The organism is Aquimarina litoralis (assembly GCF_019295435.1).
Taxonomy (GTDB): domain Bacteria; phylum Bacteroidota; class Bacteroidia; order Flavobacteriales; family Flavobacteriaceae; genus Aquimarina; species Aquimarina litoralis_A.
Genome location: NZ_WEKL01000013.1, coordinates 88,432 through 111,140 on the forward strand (window position 1 = coordinate 88,432; position 22,709 = coordinate 111,140).

7 protein-coding genes are annotated in these 22,709 nt (G+C 29.6%); all 7 read left to right on the forward strand.

Translation table 11 applies throughout. The features are described from left to right. The first annotated feature begins 91 nt into the window (after positions 1 to 91). The 7 genes from GBO31_RS09215 to GBO31_RS09245 all read left to right on the forward strand — a co-directional run bounded on the left by GBO31_RS09215 (position 92) and on the right by GBO31_RS09245 (position 22,648). Entirely contained in the window at positions 92 to 9,691 is a 9,600-nt protein-coding gene (locus GBO31_RS09215; RefSeq protein ID WP_219008046.1) for a non-ribosomal peptide synthetase, read from the forward strand. A gap of 298 nt (positions 9,692 to 9,989) precedes the next feature. Further along, positions 9,990 to 11,594 (forward strand): MBL fold metallo-hydrolase, encoded by a 1,605-nt coding sequence (locus GBO31_RS09220; RefSeq protein WP_219008047.1) that lies wholly within the window; start codon positions 9,990 to 9,992, stop codon positions 11,592 to 11,594. Positions 11,595 to 11,619: 25 nt separating this feature from the next. After that, positions 11,620 to 16,272: a non-ribosomal peptide synthetase gene (locus GBO31_RS09225; protein ID WP_219008048.1), complete on the forward strand. Its 4,653-nt coding sequence runs from the start codon at positions 11,620 to 11,622 to the stop codon at positions 16,270 to 16,272. 375 nt (positions 16,273 to 16,647) lie between these two features. Then, entirely contained in the window at positions 16,648 to 19,056 is a 2,409-nt protein-coding gene (locus GBO31_RS09230; RefSeq protein WP_219008049.1) for a TonB-dependent receptor domain-containing protein, read from the forward strand. A 171-nt stretch (positions 19,057 to 19,227) separates the two neighbouring features. After that, positions 19,228 to 20,169, forward strand: coding sequence for a TauD/TfdA family dioxygenase (locus GBO31_RS09235; RefSeq protein WP_219008050.1), 942 nt, complete (start codon positions 19,228 to 19,230; stop codon positions 20,167 to 20,169). 11 nt (positions 20,170 to 20,180) lie between these two features. Beyond that, entirely contained in the window at positions 20,181 to 20,924 is a 744-nt protein-coding gene (locus GBO31_RS09240) for a thioesterase II family protein (RefSeq protein WP_219008051.1), read from the forward strand. Positions 20,925 to 21,013: 89 nt separating this feature from the next. Beyond that, the gene (locus GBO31_RS09245; protein WP_219008052.1) at positions 21,014 to 22,648 is read left to right on the forward strand and encodes a cyclic peptide export ABC transporter; all 1,635 of its coding nucleotides are present in this window, start codon (positions 21,014 to 21,016) and stop codon (positions 22,646 to 22,648) included. Positions 22,649 to 22,709 lie beyond the last annotated feature (61 nt).

Here is a 22,709-nt window from a genome sequence, read left to right on the forward strand (position 1 = left end):
CAAAGTAGTAGTATTTGCCTGAATTCTAAATTGCAGCAGGTTTTCTATTGAATCATCCCGGTTTAAATAATTATAAAAATATTTTGACGGAATGAAACATATTAAGAACATAATAAATAACTTATTAAGTAAAGGGGTAAAGATTGCATTAAGTGAAGATGAGACTCAAATAAGACTAACGGGAAAGCTAAGTAACCTTTCAGTAGAGGATAAAAAAGAGTTAAAGCTATACAAAGAAGAATTAATCAGTACTCTTCGAGTTAGTAGTAGATCTTTAAAGTCAAATGAAAATAGAATAAAAAAAGTTGATTTTCAGGAAGATTACCCTATTTCTGATGCGCAAAGAAGATTATGGATTACAAGTCAATTTAAAGATGGATCATCAGCATATAATATCCCTACTACAGTTTCTCTACAAGGAAAATATGATTTTATCAGTCTTGAAAAAGCTATTTTATCTGTTCTTGAAAGACACGAAATTTTAAGAACCATATTTATTCAAAATGAGAAAGGAGATATAAGACAAAAAATTCTGAATGTAGAAGATCTAAATTTTAAATTAGAATGTAATGATTTAAGCAATAAAACCAATAAAAAGGAATTGCTTGAAGAGTATATAAAAGAAGATGCGATTAAAACTTTTGATCTAGAAAAAGGGCCTTTATTTAGAACGGTATTATTTAAACTTGATGAAAGTGAATACGTTTTTTATTACAATATGCACCATATCATTAGTGATGGTTGGTCTGCTGATATATTAGGTAACGATATAATGAATTATTACGAAGCGTATAAATCCAATACGCTTCCAGAAATTAAAGATTTATCATTTCAATATAAAGATTATGTAGGCTGGCAATTAGAAGAAATGAATAAAACTACATTTAATAAAGATAGACAATACTGGCTAGATTACTTAAGTGGAGACTTACCTTTGATTGATTTCCCTAGATATAAAAATAGACTAAATACCAAAACATATAATGGAGGGTCGCTAGGTACTTTTTTAGATGCTGAAACCTCTAAATTAATAGATGCCTATGTTGAAAAAAATGGAGGTAGTACATTCATGTTTTTGCTTTCAGCATTCAATATTTTGACGTATTTCCATACTTCAAACAAAGATGTAATCATAGGAACTCCTGTAGCAGGTCGAGATCATTTAGAACTAAAAAATCAAATAGGTTTTTATATTAATACTGTTGCTGTTAGAAACAAAATTAATACAGAGGAAAATTTTGATGCCTTTTATAATCATGCAAAGACTAACATTCTAAATTGTTTAGATCATCAAAACTATCCATTTGATCGTTTGATTGATGATTTAGAAATAAAAAGAAGTAAAAGCAGAAACCCTATTTTTGATATCTTCTTTGTCTATCAAAATGATTCAACCATAACTAATTTTAATACTATTCAAGGAATAGATGAAATTATAGATTATGGAAATAAATCTTCGAAATTTGATTTACAACTTACTTTCCAAAAAGTAGGTGAATATATTTCTTTTGAAATAATTTTTAATTCAGATGTTTACGAAAAAGAAATGATTAAAAACCTAATGATTGATTTTAGGTATTTAACAAAAGAATTAATTAATAAAGCAGATGTAGAAATATCTAAAATTGATAGTGTAGGGAAAGAAAGTAGCATACAATTACTATCAGATTTTAATAAAACTAAATGTGAATTTTCAGAAGATAATTTATATCTGGATTTATTTCAAGAACAGGTAGAAAAATCACCAGATGCATTAGCTGTAGTTTTTGAAGAAAATTCATTAAGCTATAAAGAGCTTGATATCAAATCAAATCAATTAGCACATTATCTTAAAGCTAATTATTCGATTAAATCAAATGAATTAATAGGTTTGAAAATGGATAGAAGCGAATGGTTAGTTGTTTCTATGTTGGCAGTTTTAAAATTAGGATGTGCATATGTTCCATTAGATTTAAGATATCCGAAAGAGAGAGAGAGTTTTATTATTCAGGATACAACTTTAGAGATTATTATAGAAGATGAACTATTAAAAGATTTTAATGATACCATCTCTAAGTATCCTACTCATAATTTAAATCAAAAAATACAAGGAGATGATTTAGCATATGTGATCTATACTTCAGGATCTACAGGAACTCCTAAAGGGGTTATGATTACACATTATAACTTGTTATCTTTTATTCAAAATTTCTCAATTGATTTTAATTTTTCAAATGTTACAACGTTTGGAGCAACTACTAATTTTACATTTGATATTTCAGTAATTGAATTATTAGGAGTACTTAGTCAAGGTATTACTATAGATTTATTTTCAAGTTCACTTTTAATGGATCCTGAAAAAGTGGTGGATCGCATTGTTTCTAAAAATATAGATGGTATTCAATTTACACCTTCCAGGTTTTCTCAGCTTGATTCAGTTTCTAAAGATTTTCTAGAAAATGTAAACGTCGTTTTGATTGGAGGAGAAACTTTGAATGAAGAGTCATTTAATATTTTGAAAGAAGTAAATGGAACTGTCATACAGGTTTATGGCCCTACAGAAACAACCATATGGAGTACCTCTTCGTTGATACATCGTGATGCAGAGTTAACCATAGGTAAACCCCTTAAAAATGAGTCTGTTTTTATTCTAAATGGCGATTTACAATTATTACCAATAGGAGTTGCTGGGGAGATCTGTATTGGTGGAGCAGGAGTAGCAAAAGGATATTTAAACCGATCAGAGTTAACCAATGAGAAATTTATAGATAATCCATATATATCTGGAGAGAGATTGTATCGAACAGGTGATATGGGTAGATGGCTTCCAGATGGAAATATCGAATTTATAGGTAGAAAAGATAATCAAGTAAAAATAAGAGGTCATAGAATTGAATTAGGAGAGATAGAATATTTTTTATTACAGAAAAATGAGATTTCTCAAGCCGTTGTTCTAACTGTTGATGATAATGAAGGAGAAACAAATTTAGTAGCATACCTAGTTTGCGATTCTGATCAAAATATTAATGATTTGAGAGAGCATTTAAGCGCTAAAATGCCTTATTACATGATTCCTTCTCATTTTGTTCAAGTAGAAGAAATACCATTAACTCTAAGTGGAAAAATAGATAGAAAAGCATTGTTGAATAATAGTGGAATTGAACTATCAACTAGTAGAAATTATGTAGCACCAAAAACAGAAGATGAAATACAAATAGTAAAGATTTGGGAAGAAATTTTACAGAGAGATACAATCGGTTTAGAAGATGATTTCTTTGAATTGGGAGGACATAGCCTAAAAGCTTTAAAACTACTTAATGAGTATGAAAGAAGTTTTAAAGTAAAATTATCTATAGCTGACATTTTTGAAAAAAGTAGAATAATAGAACAATTAAGAATAATTAGTACTGCAGAGAAAAAGGATAATATTGAAATTCTTAATGTTAAAAAGTCCGAAAATTATGCTGTTTCAGATGGACAAATGAGGCTGTGGTTAGAAAGTGTATTTGAAAAAGAGAAATCATCCAATTCTTCATATAATCTATTCGGAGTAATCCCACTATTAGAAGATCTAAATATAGAGTTATTTGAAAAAGCTATATATGCAACTCTCGAAAGACACGAGATTTTGAGAACCGTTTTTAAAGAAAATAAAAATGGGGAGTTAAGACAGTATGTTCGACCATTAGATCAGCTTAATTTTAAAATTGATTATTTGGATTACAGAAGTCTAGATAATAAAATTGAAAGTGTTCAGAAATACGTAAATGAAGAATCGTATAAATTTTTCGATCTTGAATTAGGTCCTTTGTTAAAATTATCACTTATAAGAATTCATGACAAAGAGTATAGGTTTTATTATAATATTCATCATATAATATGTGATGCTTGGTCGTTAGAAGTGTTAACTAAGGATATTTTACAATACTATCAATCATTTGTAGATAACAAAACTCCAAATCTTAACGAATTAAACATACAATATAAAGATTATTCCGCTTGGCAGATAAGTTTATTCAGCACAGAAAAGTTTAAAAAATCTAAAGAATTTTGGAATAAAAAGTTAAATGGAAGTATCCCTAGAATTGATTTGCCAAGTTTGAAAAAACGCCCTGCGATCAAAACAAATAACGGTCAAGGATTGGTAACATTTTTAGATGAAGAAACTACATCTAAATTAAAGAAGTTTTCTAAAAATGAAGGGAGCTCTAATTTTATAGTTTTACTATCTATATGGAATATTTTGATATATAGATATACCGAAATTAATGATATAGTTACAGGTACTCCAGTATCTGGTAGGTTACATTCTGATTTAGAAAATCAAATAGGGTTTTATGTAAATTCTATGGTCTTGCGAAATGCAGTGTTAGAGAATGATAATTTTATTGATTTTCATAAAAGACTAAAAGAAAGTACTCTGAATTCTTATGATCATCAAAATTATTCTTTTGATAGAATTGTTAAAGAGTTGGGATTAAATCCTGATGTAAGTAGAAATCCTATTTATGATATTATGTTTAATGTTATAAATAACGATCATGGAACGTCAGAAGTCAATATAGATCAAAGTTTATTCAAGGATGTAAAAGATTTAGGAGATAGATTTTCTAGATTCGATATGAGCGTCATATTTAAAGAGGTAAATAACTGCTTTGCATTTGAAATAACTTTTAATACAGATGTTTACGATTCAGAAACCATAAGGAAGTTAATGATACATTTTAAGAACCTGTCAAATTCATTAGTAGAAAATTGTCGGGAAAATATATCTAATATCGATTTCCTATCAGATAATGAGAGAAAACAGCTTTTGAATGATTTTAATACTGTAAAATATGATTATGATGTAGAACAATCTGCAATAGAATTATTCGAAAAACAGTGTGTAGAGAATTGTAATGAGCTGGCTTTAGTGTATGAAGGATTGGAAATGACATATGGAGAATTGAATGAAAGATCTAACCAATTAGCCAATTATATAGTAAAAAACTACAGTATAAACGAAGGAGATTTTATAGGATTAAAGTTAGAACGAAATGAATGGATGGTCATCGCTATTTTGGCAGTATTGAAAGTAAGAGGTGTTTATGTTCCAATTGATTTGGAATACCCAGAAAAGCGTATCTCATACATTCAAAAAGACACGAACTATAAACTTTGCATAGATGAGCAGGAACTAACTAAATTTAAAAAACAAGAATATTCTAAAGAGAATTTAGATTTCGAATATTCTCCAAAAGATTCGATATATCTTATTTACACCTCAGGAAGTACTGGTTTCCCAAAAGGGGTAATGGTTCAGAATAGTTCTCTAGTTAATTATATTACACACCAAACTAAAGAATTTTGTATTCATAAGGATGAAAGAATATTATTTTTAGCAAACTATATTTTTGATGCTTCCGTAGAACAATTTTTTCTAGCTTTATTGAATGGTGCTAAATTGATTATAGTGCCTAAGGATATTATAATTAGCGATAATATTTGTCAATTTATAAAAGAGAAAAACATATCTCATTTGCATACAACACCTAGTTATTTAGCACAGTTAAATGATCTTGATGAATGCAAAAACTTAAAAAGAATAGTTTCTGGAGGAGAGATTTGCTCACCGAAGTTAGTAGAAGGAGTACCTTCTAATATTGACTTTTATAATAAATATGGTCCTACAGAAACTACCATCTCATCTTTAGAATATAAATACATCAAAAGAGAAGATAATTTAGTACCCATTGGAAAACCTATATCCAACACCAAAGTTTACATACTAAATGCTTTTAATAAATTGAATCCGATAGGGGTTAAAGGAGAAATATGTATTTCTGGAAAGGGACTAAGTCAAGGATATCTTAATAACACAGTTCAAACTAATCAAAAGTTTATTGAAAATCCTTTTGCTAAAGGAGAATATATATATAAAACTGGAGATATCGCTTTCTGGTTAGATGATGGCAATATTGAATTTGTTGGGCGAAGAGATAATCAGGTTAAAATAAGAGGACATAGAATTGAATTAGATGAAATTAATTCCTGTATACTGAACCATACCGAAATTAATGAATCTGCAACGTTAGTTCACAAGAGTGATGATGGAGACAAAAGAATAATTGCCTATTACACTTCTAAAATAGATTTGGAAGATCATGAGTTAAGCACTTTTTTGAATAAAAATTTACCATCTTATATGATTCCAAGCGCTCTTATTCCAATTGAAAAAATGCCTCTTACTCTTAATGGCAAAATAGATAGAAAGTTATTGTTAGAGAAGTATGGCAGTAACTCAATAGCAAAAAATACATCTACTTTACCTAGAAACCCTATTGAGGAAAAGATGGTTGAAATTTGGGGAGAAATTTTAAAAAGGGAACATATAGGTATCGAAGATGACTTCTTTCAATTAGGAGGACATAGTTTAAAGGTGATTTTATTGCTAAATAGATATCATAAGTTATTTGAGGTAAAAATGCCTACTACATCTATTTTTGAATTCCCTACCATTAAAGAACAAAGCAACTTAATTGAATCTTTAAGGAAAGAGAAGTTTTTACATATTGATAAATTAGAAGAAAGGGAAAGTTATTCAGTATCTGCAGGACAACGCCGATTATGGATGCTATCTAAAACAAATAGTGAATTAGGAGTATATAATATACCTCATTCCATACGGATTGAAGGAGAAGTGGATATAATTAGTATTGAAAAGGCAATATATTCGGTTTTAGAAAGACACGAAATTTTAAGAACTGTTTTCATTGAGGATTCCGAAGAAGATGTTAAACAGGTCGTACGAGATATTTCTAAGGTTAATTTTGAAATTGTTAAAAAGGATTTTAGACATCATAAAGAACTTGCTCATCTCTATGTTAAAGAAGATTCTTTTATACCTTTCGATTTAGAAAATGGACCTTTGTTTAGAGTAGCGCTACTACAAGTTGAAGATGATTCTTATATTTTCTATTATAACATGCATCATATAATTAGTGATGGATGGTCAATGGAGGTGTTAGCTAAGGATTTTTCGAAATATTATGAATCCTATAAAAATAATTTAGAGCAATCTTTTAACGAATTACCAATACAATACAAGGACTTTGCATCTTGGCAATTAAAACAATTAGAAACAGATGCTAGTAAAGTTTCTAAAGAATTTTGGTTGGATAAATTCTCTGGAAAATTACCAGTTTTAGATTTACCTGCAAGTAAAAACAGACCTGTAATAAAAACATCTAATGGTTGTTTGTTAACGACTTATTTAGACAAAGATCTTACATCTTTTATCAAAAAATATTCACAATCAAATGGAGGAAGTCTTTTTACTGGAATATTAACAGCTTTAAATATTTTGTTATATAAATATACTTCAGAGAAAGATATAATCATTGGTACAGCTGTAGCAGGAAGAGAACATATAGACTTGAAAGATCAAATTGGGTTTTATGTGAATACTTTGGCATTACGCAATGAGATAAATCCTGAAGAAAAATTCACTTCTTTATATTCTAGATTAAAAACCAACACATTAGCAGCGTTCAATCATCAGATGTACCCATTTGATAGATTGGTTGAAGACGTAAACTTGGATAAAGATACAAGTAGAAATGAACTCTTCGATGTAATGTTGGTTTTACAGAATAATGGAGAAAATACAATTGATGCCGTTCTAAGTAAAGAGGAATTAGAAACTTTGAGATATACCGAAGGAGCTGTGTCCAAGTTTGATTTGGAATTTAGTTTTAAAGAGATAGGTGATTGTTTGTCATTTAAGGTAGTATATAACTCTGATATCTATGATAAGGATATAATAAGTCAGTTTATCCGACACTTTAAGCAATTGTTGAAATCATTACAGAAGAATTGTGACCTAACAATAGGTGAAATAGAATATTTGCTTCAAGAGGAAAAACAGGAGTTGTTGAAAGTATTTAACGCTACTGATATAGAGTATCCAAAAGATAAAACGGTACTGGATTTATTCTCAGAACAAGTTGCGAAGAATCCAGAAGCAGTAGCTGTTATTTATGAGGATGTAGAGCTTACTTATCAAGAGTTAGATAAAAGATCAAATCAGTTGGCTAATTATTTGATAACTACTTATGGAATAGAAAAAGAAGATTTAATAGGAGTCAAATTAGATCGAAGCGAGTGGATGATCATATCAATATTAGGAATTCTAAAAGCAGGAGGTGCCTATGTACCAATAGATCCTAATTATCCTGAAGATCGTGTTGTTTTTATAGAGAATGAAACTAATTGCAAAGTATGTATTGATAACGTGGAATTAGAAAAGTTTAACGCTTTAGAATATTCTTCAGAATCATTAGATATGTCAATAAGTTCGTCTAATTTGGCATATGTAATGTATACTTCAGGTTCTACAGGAAAACCAAAGGGAGTAGAGGTAGAGCAAAAATCAATCGTTAGATTAGTTAAAAACACTAATTATATAGAAGTCAATGAAAACGATAAATTTTTAGGGCTTTCAAATTTTGCATTCGACGGATCGACTTTTGATATCTATATGCCATTGTTAAATGGAGGTAGTATAGTTATAGCTCCAAAAAACATATTCTTAGATTTAGAAGAATTAGATGCGCTTTTAGATAAATATAAAATCACAGCTTTTTTCGTCACTACAGTTTTATTTAACAGTATCGTCGAATCAAGACTTGAGGGACTAAAACACCTAAAATATTTGTTATTTGGAGGAGAACTGGTTTCCGTAAGTCATGTTAAAGAGTTTAAAAAGTATTTCCCCGAAGTTAATCTTCATCATGTTTATGGTCCAACTGAAAATACAACTTTTTCAACGTTTTATCATATAGATACCGTACAAAATTCAGATGTTACCATTCCAATTGGAGGTCCTATTGCAAATAGCACTACTTATATTCTAGATGAAAATTTACAAGAGGTTCCAGTGGGAGTTGCAGGAGAAATTTATGTAGGAGGTGATGGATTAGCAAGAGGATATTTTAATCGACCAGATCTTACCAAAGAGAAATTTATAAAACATCCGTTTAAAGAAGAGGAGCGTTTGTATAGAACTGGAGATATAGGTAAATGGTTACCAGGAGGTTTTATCGAGTTTATAGGAAGGAAAGATAATCAARTAAAAATAAGAGGACATAGAATAGAATTAGGAGAAATTGAGAATGCACTATCTAAATTAGATAAGATAGAATCTAATGTAATTGTTGTCAGAGAAAAAGAAAAAGGTGACAGGGAATTGATAGCATATTTCATAGGAAGCGATAAATTAAGTTCTGAATATTTACGAAATGAGCTAAAGGAGGTTTTACCTGATTATATGTTCCCTTCTTACTTTGTTCAGATAGATGAATTTCCAATTACTTCAAATGGAAAAATAGACAAGAAAAAATTACCAAGTCCCGAGGAATATGGAATATCATCAAGTGTAGAATATGTAGCTCCTAGAAATAAGATAGAGTATGAATTAGTTGCTATTTGGGAAGAAGTACTACAAAGAGAAAGAATAGGTATAAATGATAACTTTTTCGAACTTGGAGGTAATAGCATCAAAGGGATTAAAATTATGTCAAAACTTCAAAAGGAGTTTAACGTAAAAATCAATTTTGGAGCTTTATTTAAAACACCTACTATTAAAAATCTATCTTCTGAAATTTCACAAATTTTGCCTTCAGAAGAACAAGTTGAATCTCGGGAAATAGTTGATTCGACGATTATTTAAAGAATACCTAGATTAATAGCGATTACTCTTTTAAAATATAAAAAACTTCAAAGTTTAGCTACGAAGTGTTCATTCCTATTGGGATAAGAATATCTCTAAAAACATATCAAGAATTACTTCTTTAGATGGAATAGCAAGAAATAAGAGGGAATTAATAGTAAACAAAATATTATAATCCTATGCAATGCATTAGCCTTTAAGGATAGAATAAATCAAATGAATTGCACACAAAATGGATAACTCGCTACTCGCTTAGAAACTAAAGAATTTCAATATAATCCAAACTAATATTTAAAAAATGAAAAATAATAAAAAGGAACATTATTTAAAATTAAATGTAGCCTTAGAAGCTTTAATTGATAGATGGTATGCTTGGCCTCATTTGGTATCTCCTGCGACAAGTGCTATGAATATTAAGAATAGGCATTTGAAGATTATGGAATCGTTTATTAAGAATTCTAAAATTCATATTGCTGCAGTAAAAAAACCTGAAATGCTAGGAGGACCTTTTATAAACTATGGGAGTGATAAAGTACCTGAGATAGAAAATCTATATAATGAAACTGTTGAGAAAAGGGCTAATATGCTCGAGTTCGATGATTCTATTCATGAACTAAATAGTTTATTACAAGAGGAAGCAAAAGGCTATTCTATGCAGACCTTGTATAATAAAATTCCTGAAAAACTAAAAGGTTATGTTGAATTGTATTATGATCTTAATAATCAACCTAATTATAGGTTTTTTGAAGCGTTATTATATAAAAGTGAATATTACGATGAATCTTCACAGTCTATTTCACTACAGTTAATAAATGCAGATAATGACAGACCTTTTGTTTTAAGTACCCCTAGATTAGATGATCCAAGCTTAATTCATCTGGATATTCCTTTTAAAGAAGACATTATAGATGAATTATTTAAAATGAAAAGAGAACCAGGTAATTTAGAAGAAATTACATCCAAATTAGGTATAAAATCAGATCAAAAAGAGTTATTCGAGAGTTTTTTCACCAATGAACCTCCTCCAAACTATATAAAGTATAACGGCAATGGTATAAGAACCAGGTATTTTGGTCACGCATGTGTATTAGTAGAAACGAGTGAAATATCAATATTGGTGGATCCAGTTATTAGTTATGATGGATACGAAACTGAAGTTAATAGATATACTGTAAATGATTTACCTGAGCAGATAGATTATGTTCTAATTACTCATAATCATCAAGATCATGTATTGCTAGAGACACTTTTGCAATTGAGACATATAGTTAAAAATATTGTAGTACCTAGCGGAGGTAAAGGTAATCTGCAAGATCCAAATTTAAAATTAATGCTAAATAACATTGGTTTTGATAATGTGATAGAACTAGATGATATGGAGTCTATTAACATGAAAGGATGTATGATTACTGGATTACCTTTCCTAGGAGAACACTCTGATCTAGATGTTAGAACTAAACTCTGTTTTCATGTAGAACTTCATAACAAATTGAAAATTTTATTTGCTGCAGATTCTTGTAACATACAGCCAGAACTCTATACTAAAGTTCACAACATAATGGGAGATGTGGATGTGATATTCCTTGGAATGGAATGCGATGGAGCACCATTGTCTTGGCTCTATGGTCCATTGTTATCGAAAAAAATGGATAGAGATATGGATCAATCTAGAAGATTAGCTGGTTGTGATTATGATCAAGGAAATGCGCTAATAGATGTTTTTAATCCCAAAAATGTTTTTGTTTATGCAATGGGATTAGAACCTTGGCTAGAGTTTATAAGTTCAATTAAATATACAGATGAGTCTAGACCAATTGTAGAATCAAATAGACTAGTGGATAAATGTAATAAAAATGATATTGAAGCTGAACGATTATTTGGAGAAAAAACAATTGAATATTAGTACTTAAAAATAAAATGATTGTATTATGCATACTGAGGTTAAGAGCTTGATAGTTAGCTTGAAAGAAGAGGGTATTGAGTTAGCGCTAAATGGAGATAAAAATATTGAAATTGTTTCTTTTCAGAAGAAAATCCCACAAGAGTTACTTTTAAAACTAAAATCTAATAAAAGGGAAATAATTGCGTATTTAAAGTCATTAGAAAATACGAAAAATCAACAGCTGATACCTGTCTCTGAAAAATTAGAAAACTATCCACTTTCATCTGCACAAAAAAGGTTATGGCTAACTTGTCAAATCGAAGGAGTATCGCAAGTTTATAATATGCCATCAATCAATGGTTTAGTTGGGGAGTATGATTTAGATTGTTTATTTAAATCTATAGAAAGTACAATAGAAAGACACGAAATACTGAGAACAGTATTTAGAGAAAATGAAAATGGAGAGATCAGACAATGGGTATTAGATAAGAATGAACTAAATTTTAATATTGACTATTTTGACTTTAGAAATGAGGAACAAGCTCAATTAATGTTAGATGAATATGTAAGGAAAGATAAATTTGTTCCTTTTGATTTAGAAAATGGTTCTTTATTAAGAGTTTGTTTATTTCACTTAGAAGAAAATAAATATGTCTTATACGCTAATCTTCATCATATCATTAGTGATGGATGGTCACAAAACATATTGGTTCGAGATGTTTTAGAGTATTACCAATCTTTCATAGGTTCGGTCGAACCAAATCTAACTGAACTTAAAATTCAATACAAAGATTATGCTAGCTGGGAATTTGAAAACCTAAATTTAGATAGATTTGAAAAAGAAAGAAAGTATTGGATCGATAGGTTATCTGTAAACATTCCATATTTACAATTACCTGGTAAGAAAATACGTCCCAGAACAAAAACATATAATGGTTATAGTTTACAAACTTTAATTCCAGCTAAAGTAGTATCTCTTTTAAAAGAAGTCACCAGAGAAGAGGGAAGTAGTATTTTTATGGGAGTTTTGGCGAGTTTAAATGTGTTATTCTATAAGTACACGCTCGAAAGAGATATAATAATTGGAACGCCAATAGCAGAGAGAGACAATCACGAGTTAGTCGATCAAATAGGGTTTTATCTAAATACTTTAGCAAACAGAAATATTATAGATGAAAAGGAATCTTTTCATGTTTTTCTCCAAAAGGTAAAAGATAATGTATTGGAAGCCTATGAGCATCAGTCGTATCCTTTTGATGCAATATTAGAAGATTTAGAATTGGATTATGATCTTAGTGGAAATCCACTATTTAATGTTTTATTGGATTTTCACAACACCAATAAAGAAATTAAAACCTTCCAGTTTAGTGAAAAAGAAGCATCTACTATTAAAGAAATTGGAGAGCAAACCGTAAAGTACGATCTTGAATTTCATTTTGAAGAAAAAGGAGATTATCTCTCTTTAAATCTGAAATTTAATACTGACATCTATGAGAAGGAGGCAATGATAGATTTGATTTCTAATTATAAAGTGTTATTAAATAATTTATTAAATTCTCCTGAAAAGAAAATAGAAGAAATAGATTTTTCTACTGATAACTCTAATCAAGTTGACATAATTAAAAATAAGGTGGAAATGACACCTTATTCCGAAAATCTAACAGTAATTGAATTATTTGAAGAACAGGTATTACAACATCCACAAAAAATTGCTTTAAGTAATGGTCAGAAAGAGTTTAATTACCAAGAACTAAAAAATATTGTTGATCAATTAGCAATTAATCTTAGGGACAGTTATAATATCCAGAAAGGGAGTTTAGTTGGTATTTTGATGGATAATAGTATTTGGTCAGTCTTTTCAATCCTGGGAGTACTAAAAGCTGGAGGAACCTATATACCGATCGATGCTAAATATCCTTTAGAACGAAAAGAACATATGGTAGAAGATTCTAATCTAAATCTAATAATTACCATTTCTGAGTATATGTTTGATTTAGATTTTTATGATGATGCTATCATGGCAATTGATGTAGAGTTTGATTATGATATTACCAAAGAAATACAATTCGAAAATGAAAATTTGTATGAAGAGTTAGCTTATATCATATATACATCTGGAAGCACAGGAAAACCAAAAGGAGTAATGATTGAACATAAATCACTATCTCATTACCTTATCTGGGCTAGAGATTATTATCTGCTTAATAATGAATTGAAGAATTATGACTTTGGGTTATTTACATCATTGTCTTTTGATTTAACTATTACTAGTTTGTTCTTACCTCTAATTTCTGGAGGTACATTACATATCTCTCCATTTAATGATGTCGATGAAAACCTAAAATGGTATTTAGAAAACTCTATTTCGTGTATAAAATTAACACCTGCACACATTTTAGTATTAAATGAATTGGAAGTGGATTTTTCTTCGCTGGAACTAGCAATAGTTGGAGGTGAAGAATTATTACCTATACATATCAGTGCGCTACAAGAGAAAAGACCAAAAATTAAAATAATTAATGAATATGGTCCAACGGAGTCCACAGTCGGTTGTAGTGTGTTTGAGGTAACTTCTAAGGACGAAATTAATATCGGAAAACCAATACATAATACGAACATATTTATTTTATCTGAAAACTTACAACAGCAAATAAAAGGAGCAATTGGCGAAATCTGTGTAGGAGGTAATGGAGTTGCACGTGGGTATCTAAATAGAGAAGAACTGACATCGCAAAAGTTTATTGACAATCCTTTTGGTCATAATGGTAAACTATATAGAACTGGGGATTTAGGTTATTTTTTGGATGATGATAATATACAGTTTATAGGTAGAAAAGATAATCAACAAAAATTAAACGGTTATAGAATTGAATTAGGAGAGATAGAAACCAGAATAAACGAATATTTAGATATTAACTCTGTAGCTGTTATCATTAATGATCTAAAACCAAATGAAAAAGTTTTAGAAGCATATTTGGTAACAAATGGAGCTATCATTGTCTCAGATTTGAGATCTTATTTAGAAGGTTTTTTACCTAATTATATGATTCCTAATAAGTTTTTTGAGTTAAAGAAACTTCCTCTAACATTGAATGGCAAAGTAGATAAATTCAAATTATTGAATGAAAAGTATGATCAAATTATTGATGAAAATTTATTTGTTGCCCCGCGAACCGAAGTTGAGCAAAATTTGGTAAAAATATGGCAAGAGATTTTAGAAATAAATACAATAGGCATTACTGATGATTTCTTTAGCCTAGGAGGAAATTCCTTGAAAGCCATGAAAATTGTAATGAATAGTACGAAAGCTGGTCTGGAACATAAAGTAAAAGATATATTTAAATATCGTACTATTAGGGATATATGTATTTTCATTGAAGATAATTCAGAAGCAACAACTATTTCAAATCAAAAATATGTTAGTGAACTTGAATTTGAAAAAGTAGAGAGCATACGTGAAACTTTAGTTTCTGAAAGCCAGAAACTAGCTTTGAAAAATCATAATTCTCACGGTGTTTTTGGTCCATATTCAATTCCTAAAGAGAATAAAGAGAACTTAGAAAAAGCATTTAGATCTTTCATTTCTAATTATCAATCACTTTGTACAAGATTTTATACATCTAACAATCTTATCTATCAAGAGTTTGTGGATAGTGATGTTGTTAAAATATTGTTTAAGCAAATAAGTCAAGAACAATTGTTGGATACTTCATCTTATTTGTATCCATTCGATTTTTATACAGGAGAATTGATAAGAGTGTTTATTGTAGATCTTGATGATCAAAAAGAAAACATTGGTGTTGTAATTGATATAAGTCACGCAATAACCGATATGTATTCTAATCAAATATTAAGACAGGAATTGGAAGATTTTTTCCAGCATAATAAAGAACCACAAATAAACCATATTAACAATTTTAACTATTCAAGATGGCAAGCGGATTTTTTGAGTTCTAAACATGGAAATGCGAGTAGAGAATTTTGGAAAAATAAACTCAGAAATGTAATTTCTTTAAAGGATCAGGTTGCTAAATCGGATGATACAATATTGAATGGCTATGATACCGTTTGTCAACAACTAGTATTAAAAGGAGATGAGGTTCAAGAGCTTAAAAAATACGCAGCTGATAGGAATCACTCTATATTTTCATTGTTTATAGGTTTTCATCATTATTTATTAGGGTATTTACCTGATAATTCGGTTAAGTTCCAAAACATCTTAACTACTTCTAGAGATGCATATTTAGAATATTTCGAAGCTAATAAGTTTATTGGAGTGATGAATAGTATGCTTCCAATGCCATTTAGATCTCACAGTAGTGATGACTTTGATTTGTTTATTAATAAGTTGTATCAGAACTATATAGAGCTTTATCCACATCAGATAGTCCCATACGAGATGATCGTCGAAGATTTTTTTAACGAATCTGGAATTAAAATTAATGAGTATAATGCTTCCGTCCTTAATTTTCAATTGAAAGAGGATCAAATACTAAAAAAATCTAGTGACCATAAAATTTCTTACGATAAATCAGATAGAATGGCTCATCTTCATATGAAATGTATAGTCTTCAAAGAAGAAATATTGATTGAAATACGAGTAGATAAAGAGATGTTCAATGATAAAATTGATCTACGAAATTCTTTGAATATGTTAGGTTTAAAGAATAAGAAACTAGAACAAGCTCATACGTTTTAAGTAATCATCTTGCATGATATAGTTTATAATAAATTCTTCAAAATTACTTTCATGAGAGTCTAGAATAGGAAATAAAATAATCGTCAAAGAATAGATATCAATCCGTTCTAACTTTTCTTACACAAATGATTAAAAATCATCGTCTAGAACTCACATTTTTCAAATAAAAACAGCTTCAAACTCGCTCGGGAAAACAAACGATAGGGACTTATAAATATAAGATCCACAGTGGTCTGTTATAATAATTACTTAGTCAAAAATTTGAGCACAGAAGTATAAGTTTTCGCTTGGATAAAGGCATAATAGTGCATGCTTTTACGGATAGCGAATTTAAGTTAAATCATTAATTCAGAATAAAATATTAAACCAAATAAAATGATTAATTCAAATAAAATAATTAAAACAATAATTTTTTTAATAATGCTAATACCCATGTTAGCAACGGCTCAAATTGAAATTAAGGGGATTGTAATAGATGGAAAGACACCTGTGATATTTGCCAGTGTAGAATTAAAAAACTCAGAAAACAAAACCATTAATGGGGTAGTAACTGATGATGATGGTAAATTTGTAATTTCCTATGTTGATGAAGGGAAATCTTTAGTTATAAATTTTATCGGATTAAAGGAAAAAGTAATTGATTTAACAACACAGCAGTTAGATAATGATATTGATTTGGGAACAATCATTCTAGAAGAAGATGCTCAATATCTTGAGGAGGTAGTTGTTAATGCAGAAAAAAAACTTATCGAATATAAAATAGATAAGATTGTATTAAATATAGAAAATAATGTAATAGCAAGTAGTGGAGATGCCATCGATGCAATAAATACCGCACCAGGTGTTTTAGTTCAGGATAATGCTATTAGTATGTTGGGTAGAGGATCATCAAGAGTTATGGTAGATGATCGAATCATCAATTTAGGAGGAGAAGATTTAGTAGCCTACCTTAATTCAATTCCAGGATCTTCAATTAAAAGTATCGAAATCATAAAAAATCCTCCAGCAAAATATGAAGCTCAGGGAAATGGTGGATTAATTAATATAATCCTAAAAAAGGCAAAGAGTAATTCCTGGAACAATTCAACTTCTTTATCATATGATCAGAATAGATATAGTTTTGGAAACTTATCGAATAATTTTGTGTATAACAAAGATAAACTAAGCTTTACAATTAATGTTAACGGAAGAAAAGGAGCTGTTAAAGCACTAGAAAATTTCGATTTTATCTATCCAGATTCTAAGACATCATTGGAGTCAGTAGGTAGAAAAACAAATGATGATATTTCAGGTCGACTTAGTGTAGATTATGACTTCAATGATAAACTATCTGCAGGAGTACAGTATTCAGGAAGATTTAATGATCCAGATCTTGTAGACAAAGAAATAAGAACAACAAACTTTGATAATACAAACTCAATTAACTCAATTTTTGTTGGAGATCAGAATTTTGATAACGATAATGAGAACCATTCACTTAATACACATGTCATTTATAAGTTAGATACGCTAGGAAGAAAAGTATCTTTGGATTTGGACTATTTTGACTTCGATTCTAAGAAAGATTACAGAACAATCAGCAATGAACTTGATTCTAATATGAATATAATTGATGGTCAAGAAATGTTTATTAGGGATTTTTCATTATTAGGTATTGAGAATAAAAGTATTAACCTCGCTGTTGAACATCCAATGTCGTTTATGAATCTTTCTTATGGAGCAAAATATAGTATTATTGATTCTAAATCAGATTATACTTCTTTTGGAGGAACAGTAGACAATCAAATTGAAAACGATGATTTACGGGATCAATTTACATTTGAAGAACAAACCTATGCGCTTTATTTGAATGGAAATAAAAAGATAGGAGATAAATTAAGTGTACAATTTGGTTTAAGACTGGAAACTACTTTTAACGATGGAAAATCTATTAGTGGTCAAAATAATGAATTTGATTATTCAAGATTGTTTCCTTCTTTATATATCGATTACCGTATTAATGATGATAATTCTATGAACTTTAATTATGGTAAAAGAATTGATAGACCACAGTTTAATGAACTCAACCCATATAGATATCAAAGTGGTAATTTAATTTCTCAAGGAAATCCTTTTTTAAGGCCTTCTTTTATAGATACTTTTGATTTTACATATTCCTATAAGAGTAAGTTTAGTACAAATATCTTTCTTACCACAGCCAGTAATGGATATGATTATGTAAATAATCCAACCACTACAGATAATATAGTGTTAAGGGAACCACTAAACTTTTTCAAATTCCATAATTATGGTATTGGAGAAATATTTAACTCAAAAATAAATTCTTGGTGGAAAACAAATACAGCGATGTATTTACTTCGAGCTGGTGGAGAAACTATCGCAGATATTGATACAGAAATTTTAGATGGTTTTCAGTTTTACTTTTCCTCTAATAACAGTTTTACATTAGGAAAAAATACGAGACTACAACTGAATTATTATTATAATTCTGCACACAAAAGATTGCTTATTGATAGAGACGCAACCTCCAGATTAAATGTCGGAGTAAATCAGTCATTTTTGAAAAACAAATTAAAACTATCACTTGTTTTTAATGACATCTTTAATGATTCAAGACCACAAAATCTGGTATCGGTTGTGAATGGTGTTAGGAATGTTATCAATGCAGATTATAGTGTAAGATCAGTTAGGTTTACAATGTCCTATAGTTTTGGAAATACTAAAATAAGAGGCGGTAAAAAACGATCAGGGAATAAGGAAGAACTTGGGCGATCAGGGAATTAGAGAATTCCTTAATTCTCATATATAAAAGATGTTTTTTACTTCGAACCTGTGTTACTAGTAATTCACAAACTACTATATATACTGGGTTTTTCTACAGATTAATTCTGAGTCGATCAATATTTCGAATACGAAATTACATTACTATTTAATTCAATAAAAATCAAAAACGATATGAAATCTGAATCACCTTTCCCATATGTTTGGGAGAAAGAAGCTGGTGAAATTAAAAGTTTACCAGAATTGTTGAATAAGAAATCAGAGGAACTAAAAACGTTATTATCTAAAAATGGAGCCATCCTTTTTAAATCTTTCGAGATAGATAACTCTGAAAAGTTAGAGGAATGTGTGAATTCATTTCCAGGTAGTTCTTTAGATTATCTAGACGGAACTTCACCAAGAACTAAATTACAGAATAAAGTATATACATCAACAGAATATCCGCCAGAAGAATTCATCTCTCTACATAATGAACTTTCGTACAGTAGTTCTTGGCCAAGTTTTTTATTTTTTTGCTGTGAAACTCCTGCTGAAACGGGTGGAAGTACTGCCATTGCAGATAGCCGATTACTTTTATCAGATCTTTCAGAAAGTACAAGAGAACTATTCAGAAAAAATGGTGTAATGTATATTAGAAACTTGCATGGAGGTTTTGGTTTTGGAACTTCTTGGCAAAAAGCTTTTGAAACAGAAGATAAACTAGATGTTGAAAATTRTTGTCAAAATAATGGCATAGATTATTTATGGAATGAAGAAGGAGGTGTGAGATTATTGCAAAAAAGAGAAGGAATAATAACTCATCCTATTTCTGGAGATGAAGTCTGGTTTAATCAAGCAGATCAATTTCATCCTAGTCAGCATCCAAAAGAGGTTTCCGAAGCAATGTTAGATCTATATGAAGGAGATCCTATGAAAATGCCGCAATATGCCACTTTTGGCAATGGCGAAGAAATTCCACTAGAATGCTTTGATGAAATAAGAGATGTGGCTAAAAAGAACATGATTACTTTCCAATGGGAAAAAGGTGATTTGATGCTGGTAGACAATATTCTAGCAGCTCATGGTAGAACTCCATTTGTTGGAGAAAGAAAGATATTAGTATCAATGCTTGCTTAGTTTATTATATTATGATTTTTACAATAAATAAGAAAGTACAGTTGTTTTTACTTCATTTTGCTGGAGGAAGCTCTTATTCTTTTGATTTTTTTAAAAAATATAATTCAGAATTAGTAGATTTTTTACCTCTGGAATTACCCGGAAGAGGTAAAAGGTTTGATCAAGATTTTTTAGACAATAAACAAAGCTGTGTACAGGATTATGTTCGACAAATTAAAAGCTTAAGAAATAAAGACTTACCCTATATCATTTATGGGCATAGCATGGGGGCTACTCTGGGGTTAAGTGTAACTTTTGAAATGGAAAAAACAGGTGATTACCCTATACAACTAATTGTAACAGGTAATTCAGGACCAGGTATTTCATATGATTTAGAGGATGAAGATTCAAAAATTCGTTATTGTTTGAATGATGAAGAATTTAAACAAGAAGTCATTTCACTAGGAGGTATGCCTAAAGAAGTAATTAATAATGATGATCTTTTTGAATTTTTCATTCCTATTTTAAGAGCTGATTTTAAAGTTGTTGAAACGAACTTGGACTATGAGAAAAACACAGTAATTAAGACGCCTATTCATGCCCTCATGGGATCTGAAGAGAAACATCAAGATAAAATTGACAATTGGAGTGAATACACTATTGGACACTTCGATTATGATATACTCAATGGAGATCATTTTTTTATATATGACCATCCACAAAAAGTAACGGAGACATTTAAAAACTGTTTGACAAACACAGGAGTGCTGTATTAAATTTTTCAAGACTTACATCACAAATCCATAAAACTCATTTGTTTAATAATTATAACAAGATTATTACTACAATCTTAAAAACTTTACATATGTTAAAATTAAAACCAAAAGATATTATTCTTTTATTGCTATACGCTATACCAAATACGATTCTAAGTTTTGGAATCATATATATAATAAATAAAGTTCTTGCAGGGAATGAAGCATTTTTAAAAGATTATATGGTTATAGTCTTTTTATCCGCTGTAGGATATACATATTTGCTAAATGTTATATTTCAGAAAGCACTTAATAAATATGCTTTTAAAATTTTATACAAAAATGAAAAAAACTTGTTTAATCAAATATTAAGAGCTCCTTTAATAACTCTTGAAAAATTTGGTACACAACGTTTTTATACTGCCATGGAAGATTTACGAATATTTTCCAATTTACCTTATACAGTTACGCATACAGTTAGCTCGCTATTAATGTTGATATTAGGAGTGATATATATGTTCACACTATCAGCTACATCTGCAGCAATTGTATTAGGCCTGATTATTTTAGTAGCGGTTTGTTATTTTGTCGTTATGAATTCTATGTCCGGACAAGTAGAAAGACTGAGAAAATATAATGAGCATTATTATAAGTACGTGAATGATTTGCTTTTAGGATTTAAAGAATTGAAATTAAGCCTATCCAGAAGGAGTAACATAATGGGAAAATACTTAGGACCTAACCGAGATGATGCTGAAGGTTTAGATTTTAAAGTTAATTATGTTTTTCTATCCATTAATATGATTAGCCAATATGGATTGTATGTTGTAATTGGAGTTATTTTATTCGGACTTCCAGCTTTAGGATTATTAGAAAGAGAAGATGTCATTGCCTATGTAGTTGTAATTTTATTCATTTCTGGACCTATAAATAATCTGGTAAACTTACAGCAAATGTATACGCGTTTTATGGTTGCTAATAGGAGAATCAAGAGCTTTATGAAAGATTTTCAAATCGATGATGAAGTTAAGAGTTTAGTTCAAAAAGAAGATCAAAAGTTTGAATCTCTGGAGTTTAGAAATATATCGTTTAACTATGAAAATGAAAATGATGAAAAAACATTCGCATTAGGTCCAATAGATCTTACAATTAATCAAGGAGAAGTTTTATTCGTTGTAGGAGGTAATGGATCTGGTAAAAGTACATTCATTAATGTTTTGACAGGTTTATACAAACCTACTGAAGGGGAAATCATTTTAAATGATAATGAATATTTGAATATCAAGGACGATTTACAAGATTCTATGACCGCAATTTTTACAAACAATCATATATTTTCTCATAATTATGATGATTATCAACTTAAAGAGAATGATGAATATAGAGGATTGTTGGAAACCATGCGTTTAGATCAGGTAGTTACTGATGATAAAGAAGAATCAGCTAGAAGAAAATTTTCTAAAGGACAAAGTAAACGAATGTCAATGATTTTTGCACTCCTTGAAAAGAAACCGGTTTTAATATTAGATGAATGGGCAGCTGATCAAGATCCACATTTTAGAAAATATTTCTACGAAGAATTGATTCCAAAACTTAGAGCAGAAGGGAAAACAATTATTGCTGTTACACATGATGATGCTTATTTCCATCTTGCAGATCGTATTATAAAATTTGACTACGGAAAGATTGTAAAAGATGTAGAGGTAGATAATAAAGTAGAACTTACCGAAAGTTTGTGGGCCTAGAAGGGATTCTTTTCCTTTTCTAATTAACTCTTCTATAGAAGAGAAAACATTTCTTTAATTT

What these genes read in the sequence shown, in the direction of transcription:
- GBO31_RS09220 (WP_219008047.1), top strand. Translation starts at nt 9,990, where the DNA reads ATGAAAAATAATAAAAAGGAACATTATTTAAAATTAAATGTAGCCTTA.
- GBO31_RS09225 (WP_219008048.1), top strand. Translation starts at nt 11,620, where the DNA reads ATGCATACTGAGGTTAAGAGCTTGATAGTTAGCTTGAAAGAAGAGGGT.
- GBO31_RS09230 (WP_219008049.1), top strand. Translation starts at nt 16,648, where the DNA reads ATGATTAATTCAAATAAAATAATTAAAACAATAATTTTTTTAATAATG.
- GBO31_RS09240 (WP_219008051.1), top strand. Translation starts at nt 20,181, where the DNA reads ATGATTTTTACAATAAATAAGAAAGTACAGTTGTTTTTACTTCATTTT.
- GBO31_RS09245 (WP_219008052.1), top strand. Translation starts at nt 21,014, where the DNA reads ATGTTAAAATTAAAACCAAAAGATATTATTCTTTTATTGCTATACGCT.